Annotated in this window: 17 protein-coding genes and 1 tRNA gene; 5 read left to right on the forward strand and 13 right to left on the reverse strand. The window is 67.3% G+C overall.

Annotated elements, in window-relative coordinates:
- From ACZK5N_RS12355 to ACZK5N_RS12390, 8 genes are all read right to left on the reverse strand, one after another.
- Window positions 1-933 carry a D-alanine--D-alanine ligase family protein gene (locus ACZK5N_RS12355; RefSeq protein WP_459018414.1) on the reverse strand — a complete coding sequence of 311 codons (933 nt, stop codon included), beginning with the start codon at window positions 931-933 and terminating at the stop codon, window positions 1-3.
- Between the two features lie 14 nt (window positions 934-947).
- The gene (locus tag ACZK5N_RS12360; RefSeq protein WP_463625073.1) at window positions 948-2261 is read right to left on the reverse strand and encodes an aminotransferase-like domain-containing protein; all 1314 of its coding nucleotides are present in this window, start codon (window positions 2259-2261) and stop codon (window positions 948-950) included.
- A 1-nt stretch (window position 2262) separates the two neighbouring features.
- Window positions 2263-2829: a hypothetical protein gene (locus ACZK5N_RS12365; RefSeq protein ID WP_459018412.1), complete on the reverse strand. Its 567-nt coding sequence runs from the start codon at window positions 2827-2829 to the stop codon at window positions 2263-2265.
- Window positions 2829-3146 carry a thioredoxin gene (gene trxA, locus ACZK5N_RS12370; protein WP_459018410.1) on the reverse strand — a complete coding sequence of 106 codons (318 nt, stop codon included), beginning with the start codon at window positions 3144-3146 and terminating at the stop codon, window positions 2829-2831. The genes ACZK5N_RS12365 and trxA overlap by 1 nt, the downstream gene beginning before the upstream one ends.
- A 69-nt stretch (window positions 3147-3215) precedes the next feature.
- Window positions 3216-4151, reverse strand: coding sequence for a thioredoxin-disulfide reductase (gene trxB / locus ACZK5N_RS12375; protein ID WP_463625063.1), 936 nt, complete (start codon window positions 4149-4151; stop codon window positions 3216-3218).
- 137 nt (window positions 4152-4288) lie between these two features.
- Window positions 4289-5215 carry an enoyl-CoA hydratase/isomerase family protein gene (locus tag ACZK5N_RS12380; RefSeq protein ID WP_463625064.1) on the reverse strand — a complete coding sequence of 309 codons (927 nt, stop codon included), beginning with the start codon at window positions 5213-5215 and terminating at the stop codon, window positions 4289-4291.
- A 34-nt stretch (window positions 5216-5249) separates the two neighbouring features.
- The gene (locus ACZK5N_RS12385) at window positions 5250-6218 is read right to left on the reverse strand and encodes a sugar-binding transcriptional regulator (RefSeq protein WP_463625065.1); all 969 of its coding nucleotides are present in this window, start codon (window positions 6216-6218) and stop codon (window positions 5250-5252) included.
- Window positions 6219-6360: 142 nt separating this feature from the next.
- Window positions 6361-7677, reverse strand: a complete 1317-nt coding sequence (locus ACZK5N_RS12390) for an MFS transporter (protein WP_463625066.1) — start codon at window positions 7675-7677, stop codon at window positions 6361-6363.
- 72 nt (window positions 7678-7749) lie between these two features.
- Here ACZK5N_RS12390 and ACZK5N_RS12395 point away from each other — a divergent pair.
- The 3 genes from ACZK5N_RS12395 (at window position 7750) to ACZK5N_RS12405 (ending at window position 9477) form a co-directional block, all read left to right on the forward strand.
- Window positions 7750-7822 (forward strand) — tRNA-Ala (locus tag ACZK5N_RS12395).
- 147 nt (window positions 7823-7969) lie between these two features.
- Window positions 7970-9175, forward strand: coding sequence for a tyrosine-type recombinase/integrase (locus tag ACZK5N_RS12400; protein WP_463625067.1), 1206 nt, complete (start codon window positions 7970-7972; stop codon window positions 9173-9175).
- Window positions 9176-9246: 71 nt separating this feature from the next.
- Window positions 9247-9477, forward strand: a complete 231-nt coding sequence (locus ACZK5N_RS12405; protein ID WP_463625068.1) for a helix-turn-helix domain-containing protein — start codon at window positions 9247-9249, stop codon at window positions 9475-9477.
- Window positions 9478-9514: 37 nt separating this feature from the next.
- On the opposite strand, the gene ACZK5N_RS12410 is transcribed toward ACZK5N_RS12405, so the two are convergent.
- From ACZK5N_RS12410 to mobF, 3 genes are all read right to left on the reverse strand, one after another.
- Window positions 9515-10279, reverse strand: a complete 765-nt coding sequence (locus tag ACZK5N_RS12410; RefSeq protein ID WP_463625074.1) for a nucleotidyl transferase AbiEii/AbiGii toxin family protein — start codon at window positions 10277-10279, stop codon at window positions 9515-9517.
- Window positions 10280-10367: 88 nt separating this feature from the next.
- Window positions 10368-10925 (reverse strand): type IV toxin-antitoxin system AbiEi family antitoxin domain-containing protein, encoded by a 558-nt coding sequence (locus tag ACZK5N_RS12415; RefSeq protein WP_463625069.1) that lies wholly within the window; start codon window positions 10923-10925, stop codon window positions 10368-10370.
- A 122-nt stretch (window positions 10926-11047) separates the two neighbouring features.
- Window positions 11048-14902, reverse strand: a complete 3855-nt coding sequence (gene mobF / locus ACZK5N_RS12420) for a MobF family relaxase (protein ID WP_463625070.1) — start codon at window positions 14900-14902, stop codon at window positions 11048-11050.
- Window positions 14903-15189: 287 nt separating this feature from the next.
- Between mobF and ACZK5N_RS12425 the strand changes: the two genes are divergently transcribed.
- Window positions 15190-15939 (forward strand): hypothetical protein, encoded by a 750-nt coding sequence (locus tag ACZK5N_RS12425; protein WP_463625071.1) that lies wholly within the window; start codon window positions 15190-15192, stop codon window positions 15937-15939.
- A gap of 81 nt (window positions 15940-16020) precedes the next feature.
- Window positions 16021-16470: an ROK family protein gene (locus ACZK5N_RS12430; RefSeq protein ID WP_463625075.1), complete on the forward strand. Its 450-nt coding sequence runs from the start codon at window positions 16021-16023 to the stop codon at window positions 16468-16470.
- 1588 nt (window positions 16471-18058) lie between these two features.
- Here ACZK5N_RS12430 and ACZK5N_RS12435 read toward each other — a convergent pair.
- Entirely contained in the window at window positions 18059-18676 is a 618-nt protein-coding gene (locus tag ACZK5N_RS12435) for a hypothetical protein (protein WP_459018326.1), read from the reverse strand.
- 162 nt (window positions 18677-18838) lie between these two features.
- Window positions 18839-19531: a hypothetical protein gene (locus ACZK5N_RS12440; RefSeq protein ID WP_459018325.1), complete on the reverse strand. Its 693-nt coding sequence runs from the start codon at window positions 19529-19531 to the stop codon at window positions 18839-18841.
- Window positions 19532-20317 lie beyond the last annotated feature (786 nt).

Here is a 20317-nt window from a genome sequence, read left to right on the forward strand (position 1 = left end):
TCAGCCGCGCGCGAGGTCGACGAGCCGTGCGAAGACCTCGCCCAGCTCCCGGCCCGCCGCCTCGAAGGCCAGCGGCGCCAACGACGTCTCGGTCATACCGGGCGCGACATTGCCCTCGAAGAACACGGGACGGCCCGACTCCTCGACGATCATGTCCACGCGGGAGAGGTGCCTCAGCCCCAGGGCGCGGTGCACGGACACCGCCAGTTCGCCCGCGGCCGCGAGGACGCCGTCGGAGAGCTCCGCCGGGGTGACGAAGCGGGTGGCGCCTGCCGTGTAGCGCGATTCGTAGTCGTAGACACCGGACTCGGGCCGGATCTCCACCGGGGGCAGCGCGACGGGTCCCTGGCCCTCGTCGAGCACCGTCACCGCGATCTCCGTGCCCGACAGGTACGACTCGATCACCGCGACCGCCCCGTAGGCATACGCGGCCACCAACGCCGCCGGAAGCCCGGACGGACCGTCCACTTTCGTCACGCCCAGCGCGGAGCCGCTGCGCGAGGGTTTCACCATGAGCGGGTAGCCGAGTTGCTCCCCGATGCCCTCCATGAGCGCGGGCGCGCCGAGCTCGCGGAAGATGTCGTGGGGGAGCGCGATCTGCTTCGGCGTAGCCAGGCCGGCGCCGCGCACCACCGAGGTGGCGATGGACTTGTCGAACGTCAACCGCGACGACGCCCCCTCCGGCCCGACGAAGGGCACGTCCAGCACCTCGAAAACCTCGCGCAGCGCCCCGTCCTCCCCGAGACCCCCGTGCAGCATGGGGACGACGACGGCGTCGGCGGTGCGCCGCACCAAGGGGATCAGGTCCGCATTGACGTCTGCCTCGATCACCTCGCGGCCCACGTCGCGCAGCGCCTGCGCGACCCGCCGGCCGGACTTCAGTGACACGTCTCGCTCGTGGCTCAACCCACCGGCAATCACGATGATCGTCATGGAACAGCTCCTTGTCAGGTGAGGTCCGGGCCGGGCCCGGAGGGAGGACGTCCACCGCTGGGGGATGCGGCGATGCCGAAGGTGTCCATGACCTCCAGCTCTCGCCGCACCACCTCCGCGAAGCGTTGCACGCCGGTGCGGATCCGATCCGGCGGTGGGAAGCAGAAGGAGAGCCGCACGTTGCGGGCACCCTGCCCGTCGGCGTAGAAGGCGCCGCCAGGGACGAACGCGACGCGGGCGTTGACTCCTCGAGGGAGCATCGCCTGTGAATCCAGACCCTCCGGCAGGGTCACCCACACGAAGAATCCGCCGGCGGGACGCGTCCAGGTGGCGCCGTCGGGCATCTCCTCGGCGAGACAGTGCAGCATCGCATCCCTCCGCTCGCGGTACATCGTGCGGTAGAGGCCCACCTGTCCCTGCCAGTCCTGGGTGGCGAGGTAGGTGGAGATGGCGAATTGGCTGAACACGGGCGGGCACAGCGTGGCCGACTCCTGGGCGAGGACCAGCTTCTCCCGCACCGCGTGCGGTGCCAGCACCCAGCCCACCCGGAAGCCTGGCGCGAACGTCTTGGAGAACGATCCGAGGTAGATCACGTCCGCGTCCACCGAGCGCATCGCCGGGATGGGGTCCGCATCGAGGGTCAGCAGCCCGTACGGGTTGTCCTCGACGACGAGAATGCCCAACTCCTCGCAGGCCTTGAGGATGTCCAGGCGACGCTGCCACGGCTGGGTGGTGCCGGAGGGGTTGTTGAAGTTGGGGATGGTGTAGAGGAACTTGATCCGTTTACCGGCCTTCTGCAGCCGCGACACGGTCTCGCGCAGCGCGACAGGGTCGAGCCCATCGTCGTCTGAGGCGACGTGCACCACCTCGGTCTGATAGCTGAGGAAGGTGCCCAGCGCGCCCACGTACGACGGCGACTCGGCCAGCACCACGTCGCCGGGGTCGCAGAAGATCCGGGTGACCAGATCCAGGCCTTGCTGGGAGCCGGCGGTGATCACCACGTCGTCGGCGTGTGCGGTGATGCCCTCGAGCGCCATGATGTCGAGAATCTGCTCGCGCAGCGCCGGCTCGCCCTGGCCGGAGCCGTACTGCATCACCTGGGTGCCGTTGGTGGTGATCATGTCCGCCAGGGAGGAGGCGATCTCGGCGAGGGGGAGGTCCTTGATGTTGGGCATGCCACCGGCGAGCGACACGATCTCCGGACGGTTGGCTACGGCGAACAGGGCCCTGACCGCGGAGACCCGCATGCCGTTGGTGCGCTGTGAGTAGCTGTCGACGAACCGGTCCAGCCGGGTGTCGTGTCGGGAGTGCTCGGTCACGTCAGTCAGCTTATCCGCCGACGGCGGCGTCGAACTGGCCGAGCATGCCTAGAACGGCTGCCTCGGACTGCTCCGTGACCGCCAGCAGAAGCAGGCCCGTCTCCTCGGTGATGCGGGCGCATGCGGGGAAGTTGCTGTCGACGGAGGTGCCACAGATGGTGCCGGGCATCGCTTCGCCAGTCTCCTCCACCCCTGCGTCCGCCACGTAGGCCGTGAGGTCATCCTCCGGCCACGTCATGACGAAGACCAGCTTGTCTGCGCCGTCGGAGTAATCTGCGCGCACGATCCGCTGGTTCTCAGGCGCGGGGCCGGAACTCTCCGTCACGCCGCCGCGGACGAATTCTCCCACCTGCACGGGTGGCTCCATCGAGAGCTTCGGCGAGGGCGACGCTCCGGGTGCACTCCCGTCCGTTGCGCCGCCCAGCCCCGCGCCGATGATGCCGCCCAACACCACCAGGGCGGCCGCGGCCGCGGGTCCCACCAGCCGGGCCCACCGGGGGGGCGGGGGTGGTGCAGCGGGCTCCTCGGCGGCGACCGCGGTCCACGTCGACGGATCAGAGGCGGGAGTGAGGCTCATCAGAGCAGCTCGTCGATGGCCTTCTTCAAGGCGTTCTTCGTCTTGCCTCCGGACAGCGACTTGGTCACCCGGCCGCCCTGGAAGAACTGCAGCGTGGGAAGGCTCAGCACGCCCTGCTCGGCCGCGAGGTTGGGGTTGGTGTTGGTGTCCACCTTCACGAACTTCACTGTGCCGTACTCGGCCGACAGCTCCTCGATGATCGGCGAGATCTGCCGGCAGGGGGCGCACCAGTCTGCCCAGTAGTCGACGACCACGAGCCGGTCCGCCATGAGGACCTCGTCGACGAACGTCTTCTCGGTCACGTCGGTGACTGCCATGGATGCTGCCTCTCGAAAAGGGGGTGGGTCAGACCCCGAGTCTATGCCGTGCCGGCTGGTGGCCGGGGATCAGTCCTCGAGGGACTGCAGGTAGCGCTCGGCGTCCAGGGCCGCGGCGCAGCCACTTCCGGCGGCGGTGACGGCCTGACGGTAGGTGTGGTCCACCAGGTCTCCGCAGGCGAACACCCCCGCAACGTTGGTGGCCGTGGTGCGCCCGTCGACGAGGACATACCCCTCGGCGTCGGTGTGCACCTGATCCTTGACGAGCGCGGAGCGCGGATCATGGCCGATGGCGATGAACACGCCGTTGACCTCCAGGTCACGCAGCTCGCCGGTCCTGGTGTCCTTGAGCGTGATCGACTCGACGGACTTCGGACCGTTGATGGTCTCGACCACGGAGTTCCAGGCGAACTCGATCTTGGGGTCGCGCATGGCGCGGTCCACCATGATCTTCGACGCGCGCAGTTGGTCGCGACGGTGCACGATGACCACCTTCGAGCCGAAGCGGCTGAGGAAGGTGGCTTCCTCGACTGCCGAATCCCCGCCGCCGATGACCGCGATGGGCTTGTCGCGGAAGAAAGCGCCGTCGCACGTGGCGCACCAGGACACGCCCCGGCCGGACAGCCGCTCCTCGTCTGGCAGGCCGAGCTTGCGGTAGCCGGAGCCCATGGCCAGGATCACGGACTTGGCGTGGTACTCGACGTCGTCGGAGTCCTTGACGATCTTGATCTCACCGGTGAGGTCCACTGCGGTTGCGTCGTCGGTGATGAGGACTGTGCCGAAGCGCTCCGCCTGCTGGCGCATCTGCGCCATGAGGTCCGGGCCCATGATGCCCTCGGCGAACCCGGGGTAGTTCTCCACCTCTGTGGTGTTCATGAGGGCGCCGCCGCCCTCGAACGAGCCCTCGAACATGACCGGCTTCAGGTTGGCGCGGGCGGCGTAGATGGCCGCGGTGTAGCCGGCGGGACCGGAACCGATGATGATCACGTCGTGCACGGTGGGCATGCTTCTCCTTCAGAGGGGCGTTCAGCCGCCCCCATCGTAGTGCGTGCCCCTCCGCCGGCCAAAATACCCCGGGGGGCATGCTCGTCGGGTCTTGGTCAACATCGGGGCCGGGTTCAGGCGCCCCGGACACTGAGAGCTCAGTAGGCGAACGCCCGGTCCACCTCGGCGGCCGGTACGTCTTCCAGGGACGCGTGCCGCCACGCGGGGGAGTTGTCCTTGTCGATGAGCAGTGCGCGCACACCCTCAACGAAATCTCCACTGGGGATGACGGTCTCGGCCAGCCGCAGGTCCTGGGCGAGCACCTCGTTGAGACGCAACGACCTCGCACGCACCAGCGCGCGCATCGCGACGTGCACCGCGTAGGGGCTGCGGGCCCGCAGGTCCACCGCGGCCTGACGGGCTGCCTCATCGGGATGGCCCTCCAAGGCCCGGACCACCTCGAGCACATCGTCGGAGGCGTAGCACTCGTGGATCCACGCCGCGGACTCCTCGAACAGGGGAGCGGGTAGGTCGCCGTCGGCCGACTCGTCCGCCAGGCCTATGAGCAGAGCGTCGCCGCCCGTGAACGTGGACGACGTGAGCGCTACGTGCTTGCCGACGGCGCCCGCCCGCGACAGTTCGTACATGACGCCCGCGTCGGGGAAGAAGCCGATCTTGGTCTCCGGCATGGCCATCACGGTGTCGGCGTACACGACCCGGCGGTCCACATGCGCGCCGATCCCGAGGCCGCCGCCCATCGCCACGCCGTTGAGGAAGGAAGTCACGGGCTTCGGATAGTTGGCGAGCATGATGTCCAGCGCGTACTCGGTCTCCAGGTAGTGGAGGAAGGGCCCGTCCTCGCGCACCAACTGGGCCAGAGCCCGCACGTCGGCTCCGGCGCAGAACCCGCGGACGCCGTTGCCGGCGAGTTCGACCGCCGTGACCGCGTCGTCGTCGTGCCAGGCGGTGAGGGCGTCGTACATGGCCGTGAACATGTCCTCGGTGAGGGCGTTGATGGCGCCTGGACGGTTCAGCGTGATGCGGGCGATCCCGTCGTGCACCTCGGTGAGGATGAATTCAGACATGGGGAGCAGCCTAGGTCACGGGCCGACGGCGGCGTCAGCTCAGGCGCATACCGGGCCGGAATCGGTTGAGCACCGCACGCGCGGTCTCGGCGTCGATCACCAGGTCGGTGGCCACGCCGGCTCGCAGCGCGCCCAGCACCGGGGCAGCCTTGGACAGGCCGCTCACGACGCAGACCCGGCGCGGAACGGCCTGGAGCTCCGCGGGCGTCATCCCCGTGGCGCGCTTGTTGATGTCCAGGTCGCGATAGCTACCGTCCTCGCGCAGCATCACGGTGCACACGTCCCCCACCACGTTCTTCTCGCGCATCTGGCGCAGGTCCCGCTCGCTGAGGTAGTTCGAGGAGTACACGTGGCTCTGGAGCTCGGAATGCAGGCCGCCGACGCCGAACAGCGCCACGCGGCAGTTGGCGCGCACGGCGAGGATGTGGCGGGTGCTCTGTTCGCGCCACATCGCCTCCTTGGTGGCGGGGTCGTCGAAGAAGGCCGGGAGCGTGAGGAGCTGTTCCTGGCCGCCGAACGCCAGAGCGAACTTGTGGAGGATGCTTCCCACGTAGGGCAGGCCGGTGGTCTGGTGGTTGGCGCCTCCGTTGAGCCCGATGATGGTCACGCCGGTGAGGTCCCGAGGATGCAGGTGTGTGGCGATGGCTGAGACGGTGGTGCCCCAGGCGATGCCCACGATGTCACCGTCCTGCACGGCGTTGCCGAGGATGCCCGCGGCCATCCGGGCCACCTGGTCCAGACGGAAGATGCTGCTCGCACCGGGGCGCACATGGACGAGGTGGGCCTGCACGTGGAAGAACTTCTCGAACAGCTCGGCCATCCGGTTGAGGGGTCGGTCCGGGTCGACGATGCTCACGCGCACCAGCCCGCGGTCCCGCGCCTCCTTCAGTAGCCGCGACACGGTGGACCGCGACACTCCCATGTGGTGGGCGATGGCATCCATGGTCTCGGATTGCACGTAGTACATCCGCGCCACCGTGAGGAGCGCATCGCTCGTTCGCATCACTGCGCAGCCTCCCTGGGACACATCGTCGTGCACTGTCAGAGTGAGTCTAGGGCAGCAGGTGCACGAACGTGCACAGCGGTGGATGAAGACGTGCAGGATGGTGGGAGCGCCGGGCAGTAAAGCTGGTGGCGCTTGGCCGTCACCGGCCCCGCGACACCTCCGGCAGCCGCCAACCCCAGAGGGCCCCCAGGATGCCGAGAGCGGCGAGGAACAGCAACGCCCACACAACACCGGCCAAGGCGAGCAGTGAGCTGATCCCTCCGACGATCAGCAGGATCACACCCATCGCGGAGTTCGACACCGCGACGTACACGGTCCGCATGTTTCCCTCGGCCATGTCGATGACATAGGTCTTTCGCCCCACCCGCACCCCCGTGTGGAGGAGGGTGAGCAGGAAGTAGCCGGCGATGAGCGTGACGGTGCCGGCCGTGGTCGCGCCGTCGAACCCCGGGACGGACACGAGGACCACCAGCACCAGCACCACCGTCGACGCGGCCGCGCCACCGAACGCCATCAGCGTGCGGCTCGAGCGGTCCGCCAGCCGCCCGAAGATGCGGCCGCCGATGAGCGACGCGATACCGGAGGCGATGACGAAGCCGCCAAGTCCCGAGAGCCCGGTGGCGCCGGACGTTGCCGACACCGTGACGACGAAAGGCGGGCTGAGTGCGGAGACCAGCAGGAAGCTGCGGGTGGTGACGAAGCTCCGGAACTCCTTGTCCTCCCGGAGGAGCCGGACGACTCCGGTTGCTGAACCGTCTGCCTCGCCGTCGTCCCCGGGCTCGTCCGTCGGTTCGCGCAGCCCGGCCTGGACCGCAGCTGTGGCGACCCACAGGGCCGCGCCGCCGGCGAGCATCCAGGCCAGTTGGGCGGGGGAGAGGTTCTCGCCGCCGAAGAGCCGGATGGCGAGACCGAGGGTGATCGCCACGATGCCTGCGGCGGTCGTGCCCAAGCCGTTGATCTGACCGCGCTCGCCCTTCGGCACCGTGCGGCCCTGCACGTCCTTGGAGGCGATCGACGTGAGGCAGCGACCGAGCGAGAACACGGCGAGGGCGGCGACGATGGCCAGCCCCGCCGTCGTCCCCTCCCCGACGGCGGCCGTCAGTGCCATCGCCGCGACGGCCACCGCCTGGATCAGGGACCCGACGACGAGGACCCACTTGCGCTGCCGGTACCGCACGACGAGAGGGGTGAGGAACGCCTGGGGGAGCATGGATCCGGATTCGCGGATGGGCACCAGCAGGCCGGTCAATGCCGCCGGGGCGCCCAGGGCGGTGAGCAGCCAGGGGAGCACGGTGGAGGCGTTGACGGTCTGGTCGCCCGAGGACTGCAGAGCGCTCGATGACACCAACCGCATGCCGTTGCGTGCCACGTCGCGCTGCGCCTCGGCGGGGAGGCTGCGCTCGGCGTCGGGGTCGCGGCTGACCAGCGCGGAGTACAGGCGGTCGGACAGGCTCACGGGCCTGACACTAGGGCAGCCGTCCGCAGTTGGGCGGCGTATCGCCCACTGCCCTATACTTGCCGTCGATTCGGGGCATTAACTCAATTGGTAGAGTGCCACCTTTGCAAGGTGGAAGTTAGGGGTTCGAGTCCCCTATGCTCCACGGCCGAACTCCCTAGTCAAACGCCTTTGACTAGGGAGTTTGTATGTTTCAGGGTGAACTCAAGTGCCCTCAGAGGGACCGAAATGGACTCGCTAACAGCACGTTCGCAGCACGCGCGGCACGGCTCGGCGCGGGGTTCTAAGGGTCATGAGACGTGGATTTGGTTGGGTCCGGAAGCTGCCCAGCAACAGGTACCAGGCTTCCTTCCCTCATCCCCTGACGCCAGGGGAGAGGATCAAGGCACCCTCGACGTTCTCGCACAAGGGCGACGCGGAGCATTGGCTCAGGATGCAGGAGCGGGCCATTGAGCGAGGGGAGTGGCTCGCCCCCGAGGAAGTCGAGGCCCGTCGGCCGAAGGTGCGCACTCTTCAGGAGACCTACGACCGGTTCCTGGCCCAGCGTCCGCGGCCGCTGGCCCTGTCCACGCTGACCGCGTATGAGCAGGATTGGCGGTTGCGGATCGTTCCCCACTGGGGGGCTGAGCGTGATGTGAAGACCATCACCCACGACGACGTGTGGCAATGGCGTCAGGGTCCGCTGGGTGCTGAGCGCCGCCGTGACCGGTCCTCCCTGGCCTTGTTCCATGAGTTGTTGACGAAGGCCACCCACTGGGGATGGATCGACAAGAACCCCGCCGCCGGGGTGAGCATCCCGCGACAGACGAAGGCGATGGAGCAGCGTCACGTGTTCGACCTGGACGATGTACGACGCTATCTGCAGGCCGCCGAACCCCAGCATGTGGCGATGTTGGCCACGGTGGCACTGGGCGGGTTGAGATCCGGTGAAGTCCGAGGCCTGCGTCGGATGGACCTCGACCTTGAGGGGCGGCGGATCCTCGTGCGCCAGGCGATCGAGCATGGCAAGGACGGCGATGCCTACCGCGTGGGTGTGAAGGTTCCCAAGACGGCGGCCGGCATCCGCTCGCTGCCGATGTCGACAACGTTGGTGACGATCCTGCGGGATCACCTCACGTTGCATCCGAGGTCGCCGGAGCAACTCGTGTTCACTGTCGCGGATGGCAAGCCGATGGGGCCGGCCGAGGCCGACCGGCGGCACAACAGGGCGCTGGCCAATATGGGGTTGCGGACCCCAGAGGCGGAGCGGCGCCGATTATGGAGGAAGGGGCTCCCGGTACCGAAGGAGGATCACATCACGCTGCACGACCTTCGTGCTTCGTACGCCGCGTGGCTCTTCAGCGAGGGGTACACGATCGCGGAAGTCATGCTCTTGCTGGGGTGGAGCGATTCCCGCATGGCGCTGGAGGTCTACAGCCGTGTCTTCCCCCGCCGAGTCGAGAGCGTTGGTCCCAAGCAGGACGAAGCCCTCAAGGGCCTCACAGTGGTCGTGGCATGAGGCGCGGTCCGTCTCCTCACGGTGGACGTGCCCGGCTGGGGTTCATAGGGGTATGAGCGAGAGGATCCTTGATGAGCACCCGTGACAGCTCTGCGCGTACGTCAAAGGGCGGGGCCCGGCGTTGGGCCTCCCTGAAGGAGGCGGCTGAGTATGTCAGCGTCCATCCCAAGACCCTGACCCGGCGCTTCAGCGACGGTTCCTTGATCCGGTACCGCGTCGGACGACGGGTGATGGTGGACCTGGATGAACTGGACGAGCTCGTGGTCGCGAGCGCCGGCGGCCTCAAGACCTTGGCAGGGTGACCGGAATTGCGGGACTCGGCTTCGTGCCACGGACCGGCTAGATCACGGGCGGCTCGGTGACGAATATGGGATCAAGGAGTGCTGCGACCAAGGCGACCTGATCGTCGAGCAGCGCCTCCGAGACTGCTTCGAGACGCTGTCTGCGTCGCCAGGCGGCCCATTTGACCTGGCCGACAGCGCCGTAGCCCTCGAGGTGCTGGCTGATGGGTTCAAGGGTGACCTGGCGGTACTGGGCGACGGCTTCCGCAGCCCGGCGCAGTTCGGCGACATCCACACCGGCCTGAGCGAGTTGCACAATGTCGATGTAGTCGCGCCAACGAGTGCTGGTGATACCTCTCTCGAGAATGGTCACGCCCTTCTCTGCGATGGATGTCTCGGCCGCGTAGCCCAGCACTTCGATGGGTTCGCCGATGACGCGGGGAATCTTGACGAGCTGGGGTGGGGGAACCACCGGGTCGCCTGTGGAAACGTCCCAGGTGAGGCTTCCAGCCCAGGATGCGATGGATGCTTGGGCTCGGATGCGGAACCCGGGGTAGTCGCCCTCTTCGCGGATCTCCTGGATCGTGATCGTGTCGGGGTGGATCTCGACTCCGTCGGGGACGTCAGCGGCCGCGGCGTCCCTGACGACGGTGGACAGGTGCTCTGCTGTGACGTCGGCGCTGACCGCGTTGGCGTCGATGTCCTTGGTGGGGCGACGCGCGCCATAGGCGGTGAGCAGGATGCCGCCCTTCAGGATGAAGTCTGGAGCGTGCTCGGTCCGGCTGAGCCGGTCGAGGAATGATTCGAGGAGATGCCGAGTCAGGAGTCCTGCGTGGGCGCCGGCTGGCCAGTCTTGTCCGCCGTCGAACGAGCTGCAGCTCTCAGCTTCCGCAGCACATCTTGGCCGGTGGTCATGTCAGCGTTTCCAGAGCCGCGATGAGGGGGCCCTGCGAGCGGGGGAGTTGCCTCGCGAGTGCGATGAGGCGGTCGGGCTTGCCTCCGCGGCGGAGCCACTCTTTGAGGGCCTCGAGAGGGAGCTCGTAGCCGATCGTGCCCCTCAGCCGGAACACGTCGACGATGGAGCGCTCGGGGGTGTAGAGCCCGATCGTCAGGTCTGTGCCGGGGATGGGGACCTCTTCTCGGCCCAGATCGAAGGCCGCCGTATGGAAGCGGTGCCAGCTGATTGCTGAGGTGCCAGCTGGGATGCGCGCTTCTCGGTGGATGGCCACGTTGAGCGTGGCGGGGATTTCGTCTGTGAGGTTGTGGAGGGTCAAGGCGGAGGTGAGGCAGATCGTGGCTTCTGGGCGCCGGCTGGCGGCTTCGATCCACTCCCAGTCCGCGGTATTGGCGTCGGCGGGCAGGTAGATTCCACGTGCTATGCGTTCCAGTTTGCCGTCGCGTGCGGCACGGTGGAGGGTGCTTCGGGACATCCCCTGCTGCCGCGCGGTGGCGGGTGTGATTGGTGCCATGCCCGGTGCCCTCCCTGACTGAAACAGAACGTATCCAGATAAGTCTATCTGAGGACGGTTTGTTTCACCACGTCCCGGGGAGCCCCGCGGCGAAGTGTGGGTGCTCTGACGGGGCGGGGCGGTCATCGCCGGGGACCTCCGGTGTGTCGTGATGGACGTCGTAGGTGTTCTGGCCGTGGCCGGGATGATGGCTGATCTGCGCGTGGCTTGTCGGCGTTGGTGCCCGCCGGTGCGGCATTGGGCGTGTGCTGGTGGATCCGCCAGTAGAGGGCGGCCGCGGGTCGCTCTGCTGGGAGTGGTCCTTCGGCCAGCGCGCTGGCGACGAGGGCTCCAACTGGGAGGCCGCGTTCTTCGAGGAGGGAGAGGTGTTTGACCAGCCCGGGGACGGCGGGGTCGTGGTCGAGGCCCTGACCGAGGGCCCGCAGTTGCGCGATGTCCAGGCTGGGTGTCGCGGTGATGAGTTGTCTGTCGAGGTGGTCTTGGTAGTGCCGGGCGGCGCCAGCCTGTGCCCGTGCTCCTGTGGGGTGGTGGTCGTCGGGTGGGACGTTGGTGGCGGCTCGCCACACTGCCACGTCGCCGATCAGTTGTACTGGAACGTTCGCGTCGGTGGGCACCCATCTCGGTGGCCTGGCCTGCAGCGTGTCGAGGCGTACCTGGTCGGCGAGGTTGGTCACGTGCTGGGCGCGTGCGTTGAGGTAGGGACCCCAGCGTCTGTCGTCGGCTACGGAGGCAGGGATGCGGGGGAGCCAGGGGAGGGGGCCGCCGGTGGGTTCGGGAATCAGCGTGGCGAGAAAAGCTGCAGGGTCGGCGATGTCGTCGAAGCGGTGGCCCGCGGCGACCTGGCGTAGCCCGTCGAGCAGGCTGGCGCCGTCGGTGGCCGTGAGGAGTCGTTGCCGGAGTGTTGGCCAGGCGTTGGCGTCGGTGAGGCCGGGGACGACGTCGTCGGCTCCATGGTCGAGGATCTCCAGCTCGGGAGCGTGGCGATGCTCGAGGGCGACGGTCAGCGCGTCGCGGTACCGGTTGACTGCGTCCGCGAGCCGCACGGCCGCGTCGTGGGCGTGCGCAATTTCGCTGGTGACGGAGCGGGCGGCGCCGTCCCGGGCGAGTACGGATTCGAGGATCTCGACGGCGGTGGGCGGCCGCAGCGTCTCCGGCACGAAGGCGGAGTGTGAGTCACCGTGCCCGACGGTGGTGACGTAGCTGTGGTTCGCCTGCCGCCCTCGGGTCATGGCGACGTAGAGAAGTTGGCGGGTCTCCGTGCCGCTGAGGACGGTGTGGGCGGTGTCGACCGTCGAGCCCTGGGCGGTATGGGTGGTGGTGGCGTAGCCGAGTTCCGTTTGGTCGGCGACGTAGGCAGCCGGTAGCCACGCGCGGTGCCCGGTGGTGCGGTGCCGAACCAGGAGCCCACCGTCGCGGTTGACGGTCTGGACGATCCAGCGGTCGCCGTTCATGACGAAGCCAGTGGTGGAGGTCCGGAGGCGTCGATCGTTGCGCCTGGTGAGGATCACATCGCCGACGCCTGCCAAGTTTCCGTCGGACAACGGCACGCCGCCGGCATCCTCGCCCGCGAGCACCTGGCGGGCACGGCGGTTGAGTTCCGCGACGTCCTGCCGGGTGCTGGCCAGCATCAGCGAGTCGAGGCCACGGTCGGTGTCGGCCTTCCACGCTTGAAGCGCGCCGTCCAGCGCCGTGTCGGAGCTGCCCGCATGGATACGGCCATGGTCGAGGTACCAGCCCAGCGCGGTGGGGTCCCCCTGCCGGAGGGCGAGGGAGGCGGCCTTCTCCCCATCGTTGACGAAGCGCAGCACCTCGTCGAGCTCGACGGCGCCGTGCACGCGGCGCAGGTCGCGCAGCACGCCGCCGGCGCCGATGGCGGATAGCTGCCGGTCGTCGCCGATCAGGCGGACGGAGGCGCCTCGGGGGAGGGCGAAGTCGAGGAGCTCGGCGAGGGAGAGAGTGTCGGCCATTCCTGCCTCGTCCACGATGATCAGTGTCGCCACATCCACCTCGTCGGTATCGCCGTGGTGGAGGTCCCAGAGCAGTTTGGCGATGGTGGTGGCGTCACCCGTCGCCTCTGCGAGGACCGCGGCCGCGGCAGCCGACGGCGCCAGGCCCAGGACTCTGCCGCCGGACTCCTCCCAGGCCCGGGTGAGGACACGCATCGCGGTCGTCTTCCCCGTGCCCGCGGCGGCCAATCCGAGCTGCAGTTGGGCCCCGCTGGTGGCCATGGCCCGCACCAAGCGTGCCTGTCCGTCGTTCAGAGAGACGCCGTTGGCGGTCGACTCCAGCAACGCGATCTCCACCGCGAAATCGGGAGCCCGACGGCCCGCGGAGAGCGAGCCGGCTGCCACGATTCGCCGCTCCGCGTCGAGCACGGCCTGCGAGGTGTAGAGGCGAGATCCTGCGACCTCGTACATTGAGGAGCCGTCGACTCGGCGCAGCTCTGGGGGCTCTTCGATCCCGTCCCCGACGACGGTCAAGGGAACCGAGATGGCGAGTGCTCGGTCGAGGAGTTCCGTGGTGAGGAGTTCAGCCTGACCCGAGGTGGTGGCGAGTTCGCGGGACCGCCGGGACGCCTCACCGCGCAGGTGCCAGACCTGCCACGAAGCCCGCGACCGGGCGACCCGGTCCACCACTTCACCCGCCACGCGGTCCAACAGGACCTCCGTGATGTCGACGCGCGACGTAGTGGCGCGACCAAGCGAGTGGGTGAGGGTGCGCCCGATCCCTTCCACGCCGATCGCTGCTTCTGCCTGTGCCCGCCAGGTTCTGCGTTGCTCCACATGCGAGCGGGGTGGGTGCTTCGCTTCCCTGGTTTCGAGGGTGGCCTGCTGGGCCAGCCGGATCGCTTCCGCCGGCGTGGGAGGACGATCATGGCGCGTCTGAAACTCAGCCGCAAGCTCCGACTGACGAGACTCGATCAGCGCTCTGCGTGAGGACCACAGTTCCACCAGCTCGGAGGGAATCCCGACAACCTCCCGGACCGCTCGTCGCTCCAACGTTCCGGGCTCGCGTTCGACGAACTCGAGCCCGAGCGCCTCACGCAGGTGCGCCTCCAGCTGCGTGTTGTACGTCTCGCTCACGGCCACCCGGGCCTGGTAGATGAGGCGGCCATCGATGGAGCGCCACTTCCCGTCCAACCCCTGCACCTTGTTCGCAATCGCGACGTGGGTGTGGAGGTTCGGATCGCCGGCGCGGGAATCGCGATGTGTGAATGAGGCTGCGATGAGGCCGCGGACATCGATCTGCCGCACACCCGCGTGACCGGCGCGCGAGTACAACGCCTCGTCCTCCAGGAAGCGCAGCGCGTCGTCGACCGCTGCGTCGTGGGCCCGTTCGATCGCCTCGGCGACGTCACGCGGGGCGATCGCCCAGAGTGCCGAGACCGACTTCACCGGAGTGAACGTCATGTCGAATCCGGCGCACGCAGTCGACGGTTGCCGGCTCAACCGGGACACCTCCGCGGCCAGTTCTGGGGCCGTTGGCAGGCGGCCGATGCGCGCCTCGAACGTCTCCCTCGCGACGTGATTCACGATGTCGGCTCGGACGTCGGTGGGCACCGTTGCCGTTGTCGGCACCCCCTCCGAGACGCGCCATGCTGCGGTGCGCTTCTCCACCTCCAGGCGGAACTCGTTGACCGCCCCGTGCACAGGGAAGGGCTGGCCGAGGCGGGCAGCCTCGGTGACCATCGCCTTTGTCGCGTCGCTCGGCAATGCGGACAGGCGGGCCTGCATGTTCGGGTGGAAGCCGGCGCCGAACAGGGCACTCATCTGCTCCGCTGTGACGACGTCACCGACGGAAAGGTCGCCGAGGCCCGCGAGCCCACGGCCGCGCCACGACCCGGGTGCCTCGCCGCGTTCCGAGTAGTAGGAGGCCAGCGTCGCGTGGCCCTTCTCCGTCGTGTCGTGCGCAGCAACTTGCCGGGTCAGGTAGTCATACCCCGACCCAGCGGTGAGCTTGTGCAACGACACAACCATGCCCACTAGAACCCCGGACTCGGCCGCCTAACGCGCACAGACCCTCCGAAGGTGCAGTGGGTGTGTGCGACTTCACAGCGGGGTACGTGGCTGAGCGGGCGGGAGACCGGACTCCGCACGAGTCTCGAGGGGTGAGGTGGGGCCGGCTCAGCGTGGATGGGTGGAACTGGCTCCGGGAAGGGACCCGGACTCTAGGGGCCGTCCGCGAGCCTGCATCATGACGATGAGGACCCAGAGAGTGGAGCCGCCCTGCGTCACGGCTGCTCGAAGTCGTGGCCCCTCGCATCATGACCTTCAATGCCCCGGTGTCTGGATCGCACGTGGTGTCGATAGGCTCAACTCCAACAGTAAAGGGGGCTCACTTGTTCAAGAATTTCGCCGCGCCAATCGCGACACTACTCACGCTCGGCCTCACGGCCTGCAGCGCCAACGGTTCACCCGAACCAGCCCCGACGGTGACGGTAACTGCAACAGCCACAGTCACGCAGACTGTCGCTCCATCGGTGCAGCCAGCGTCTACCTTGGAAGAGACTCCCCCGAGCTCCACCGCCCAGATTGGGATGGTGTGGGCGTCTCGGGTGGACCCGGGGCGCATCAACCAACCCATCGATAGCCAGCCGACCTTCGACGGCGGTGATGGGATAGCGGTTCGCATCGAGAACCTTCTCTACGTTGACACAGCGGTCTCCGGCGACTTGGCGGATGAGTGTGCCGACGAGATCAGACTCTTTGGTACGGCCAGTGACACACACTGCCTCTACGTTCAATGGTCGTTCGATGTGCCGGCAGACTATGAGGGTGATGCAGCAGGGTTGACGCCTGGACCACTTCTCACGCCCGCTGGGCGCCAGATTGACCAAGCCAGCATCACAGAAGGCGTGCCAGGTGCGAAGAACGTAGTCATGAGCGCTTACTACCCCGGAGGCGAGCCCGGGTCCACCCTCCGGTGGGAGATTGGCAGCAACGAGGGAGAGTGGGAACCCCTCCAGTATGAGGTTCCGGACTCGGACGGCTTCCTCCCCCTCAACTTCGACTGAGTCACAGAGGGCTTCCGCAGTACGAATGGCCAGGGCGGAAGATCCTGCTGGGGTTTCCCGCTACTGGATCATCTCTCGACGATCGGTTTCGGCGAGTTTCGAGCCCCTGAGGGCAGCCTCGAAGACTATGTGTCCGGAGCAGGCATAGCAGCCCGCTACGAAGCGCTCACCGGACAAGCCACAACCGCCCGAGAAGTGGCCGCCCGAGCCCAGGGCGGGGCACAAGTAGCGCTCAACCTGCTGCAAACAGCCGGCGAGGCACTCGGCGACGCATTGGCAGACCTTGCGGCCGTCCTCGACCCCGAACGAATCATCATCGGCGGAGGATGGGGCGCCGCCGACACACCCTTAGCGAGCACCGCACACGCGGTCTATGCACGCCGCACCGGGCGCAGAGCCGACGCGGCCCGCCTTGTCCCCGCGTTGCTCGGACAGCGATCAGGCCTCCTCGGCGGCGGCGCGGCAGGAATTCGCGCTCTCACCCAGACTGGATCTGGGTGCGTGGACTCCGCCCGGATCCACTGGAGCTGAGTCGCTGAGGCCTGTTGGCCCTGCGCCGCAAAGATCCCGTAGGCGCCAGCCTCCGTGCCGCGGATAGCGGCATCACCGGATGTTGGTGGGCGCCGCTTTCGGCGCGTCGCTGGAATGAATGGCCCGGCGGATCCCGCATCCCAGCGCCAGGCACTTCGGAGGCGAGGCTGATGCGGCCGCCGCCGACCTGACCCACCTCCGTGGGAGAGTCGATCACTATCAGGTCGAAGGCATCGGCTGAACAGACCCCATCGAGAGGACCGGGCGCGAGCAGAACCATGACTGAGTATGCAGAGACATCACCCGGCCTTGCGATAGTCGCTCTGCTGCTGCTCCCCACGCTGGTCATCGCTTGCACAGTGGCTGGCATGGTGTCCCTGCGGCGCGTTGGCCTAGGCCTACGGCGGTGGCGACTCGCCCTGGCAGGAGGCCTCCTCGGGCTCACGGTCTTCGTGATCATGCTCTGGGCTCCTGTAGTGCCGCAGGAAACGGGCGTCGACCTGTACTGCGATCAAGCCTTCCTGGCCATCACCCTGCACGGTTCATCAGGCAATGCCTTCCCGAAGTGGGCCGTCATGTGCCGATCGGCCGCCGTTGGGCACCTGGTTGTCAGCTCCGGACTTACCGTCGCGTGGTTGGCATGGTGCCTACTTCAGACGGTCAGTGGTCGGAGGCGCTGAGCGGATTCCTGATGTCCCGCGTGAGTGCCCGCACCAGCTAGAAGGCTTGTGCTGTGCCGCCTCGACCGCCAAGTCCGCGGCATGACCGGATGTTGATGGGCGCCGGTTTCGGCGCGTCGCTGGAATGAATGGCCCGGGGGCCAGCCGATCCCGCATCCCAGCGCCCGGCGCTTCGGAGGCGGAGATGATGCGGCCACCGCAGACCTGACCCACCTCCGTGAGAGAGTCGATCACTATCAAGTCGAAGGCACCGACTGAACAGACCCCATCGAGAGGACCCTGCGCGAGCACAACCATGACTGAGTGTGCGGATACATCACCCGGCATTGCGATAGTCGCACTGCTGCTGCTCCCCACCCTGGTCATCGCTTCTACGGCGGCCAGCCTGGTGTCCCTGCGGCGCGTGGGTCAGACCCGACGGCGGTGGCGGCTCGCCGTGATGGGAGGTCTGCTGGGGCTGATCGTCTTCGCCATCATGCTCTGGGCTCCTGTGGTCCCGCAGGAAACGGGCGTCGACCTGTACTGCGATCAAGCGTTCAGGGCCATCACCCGAAATGGTTCATCCGGCAATGCCGTTCCGCAGTGGGCCGTCATGTGCAGATCAGCCGCAGGTGAGCACCTAGTTGCCGGTGCCGGACTTACCGTCGCGTGGTTGGCATGGTGCCTAGTTCAGACAGTCCGCGGTCGGAGGCGCTGAGCGGATTCTGGTGTCCCGCGTGAGTCCCCGCATCAGATAGAAGGCTTGTGCTGTGCGGCCTCGACGACTCCTCTGAGCGTGGGTTTTCCAGGCAGGTTCACTACCAGACAGCCGCGCCAACAATCGCTCTAGCTCCGCTGGCTGGGTTCGTACGCACTCCATTTCGGGCGCTTGAGTCAAGTTGTTGAGTTGGCCTGCTCCACGTTCCCGCTCAGATGCCTGCGATGCTCGGGCCCGTGCGTCCAGGCTCCCAGAGCTCCCAGCCGACCTTCGTCCCGAGTTCCCCGAGGCATCCCTGGACGCCCAGCCGGTGCACACAGAACCACCAGGTCTCCAGCTCGCCTGCGATGCGGCGGCGCAGGCGAGATTGGTATCGCTCGTGGGCCTCGTTGTCGTTGAAGGGGACGCCGTTGAACTCCGGCTCCGTGTCCCGGAGCCTCTGTTCGACACGCTCCCAGTACTGGGCAGGCGCCACATCCTCTTGGGGCGAGTCGGTCGCGAGGATGTCGAGGTGGTGGAAGCGTCCTGACTTGCCGTACCGAGAGAACGTCTCGAAGATCAGCGGCAGCGTCTGGCTGTCGCGGATGCGAGTAGCGAGCGTCGCGGCGTAGCCGCCGCTCTTCGCCTTCGACAGGCCGCCTTGGAGCGCTGCGGACAGGCGCTGATCGAGCGTCTCGAGGTCGTGTCCCCAGCCCCTCAGTGTGGCCTGGGTCGGCCACGCGCCGACGAGCTCGACCTCAGCGCAGCCGAGCATGATCTTCATAGCCTTCTCGACGCCGATGCTGCCCAGCGTGAACACTGCGTCACCCTGCAGTGAGATGTAGCGCATCCCTCGGATGGCCTCGATGCAGTCTCTCAGAAGGTTACGAGCCGACGATGCCTCTGCCAGCAGGGCGAACCCCTGTTGCTGGGATAAGGCTGGGTGCAGACCCGGAGGGCGTATGGGCGAGGCGCTGGTCATGTGTGGGTTTATCCCTGAGCGTCGGGTGGATCAATTGAAGTGGAAGGTGCGGTAGGACGACCCCACATTAAAACGACGCCCTTCCTTCCGGCGCTGCAGGTAGCCCGAGATGGTGTCGACGTCCTCTCCGCGCATGCCCAGGTCATGGCACCTGGCACGGATCTGCTCCACCGTGACTGACACCCAGCGGTCGGGCCGGTTCATCATGTCAGCCTTGAGCTTGTCCTCCTCATTCCACTTGAGCCCCGCGGAATAGCCGGCGGCCATCGCCGCAATATGCCTGAGGATGGCATCAACGTCCTCGGGAAGCGGGGCAACTGCAGGACGCTGCGGTGACGACGGCTCGATCCTGTTCCCCGGAAGCAGCTGCACCGGGTTCATGTGGGAGATCCATTCGGCGGTCTCATCAACGCTCCACTCGATCACAGCGATCGCATCGGCGTCCACGTTCCAGACGTCATTCAGATGCTTGCGATCGGGCCACGCCTGGAGGACCCGGTGGCCGCTGTAGTAGCCGCCGTGGTGCCCGCGCCAAGCGTGGTGTTGCACACCGGGTTGAGCGATCAGCCGAGCGATGCTAGCACTCTCCACAGCTCGCTGTGGGGTTACGACTACCACAGGCCCGCCAGGTTGGGAGAGCAGCCACTTCACAGCCCGCAGGTTCTGGGCTTCGCGGGAATCATCCTCGCCGAGTCGCGAGATCGCGACGGGAACGTCAGGCACGGCCACTTCTCCTTGCGTTGCATTCGTTATCGCAGCATATCGAGGAGGTCCGACAAGTCGGCTCGAGCGGAACCCGGGAGGCGACGGTCGCGACCACGAGCGCTCGCACGGCCAGGCCTTCACCGAGCTCCTCAACACCAAGCTGGTATACCTGTCCCGCAGGGGCGGGTTCCTGGTGCTCGACGAGCCCGAGGCCGGGCTCTCGTTCATGACCCAGATCAAGCCGGCCAACCTCCTGGCGGAACTACGCCACGACGCCATCCAGGTGCTGATGGCCACCCCCTCCCCGAATCCTCCGCCACCCAGGCGCCCGAATCATCGAACTAGACGAGGACGGACTACAGATCCGTGCCTGGAAGGACCTGATGACCGTGGCGCTGTACCGGCGGTTCCTCGCCGACCCCGGCTACTTCGGCATGGAATGAGCACGCGCCACCGCGGAGGAGCCATCCGCTCCAATCGCGGCTTCTAGTTTCATTGACGGTAGATCGGGTCTTGGCCGAGACTCGGTTCAGGTGTCCGGGGTGGTCGCTCTCGTTCGCGGCTGTCCACGTAGTTCGCGCGTGTGACTCTCAATTGGACTGCGCTGCCCCGGTCACCGAAGACGGGCGGGAGAGGCTCAAGAAGGGAATGCTCTGCTCGTAGAAGCGGTGCCCTCCCCATGCCCGAACCAAGGTCGGATTCGACAGGCTCCGGGAAAGGGGGCAGATGCGATGAGTGAGAACATGCCACGGGTGGTGATCGGGATGGATCCGCACAAGCGGACCGCCACCATCGAGGTGATGA

The organism is Tessaracoccus pujii, assembly GCF_055326215.1.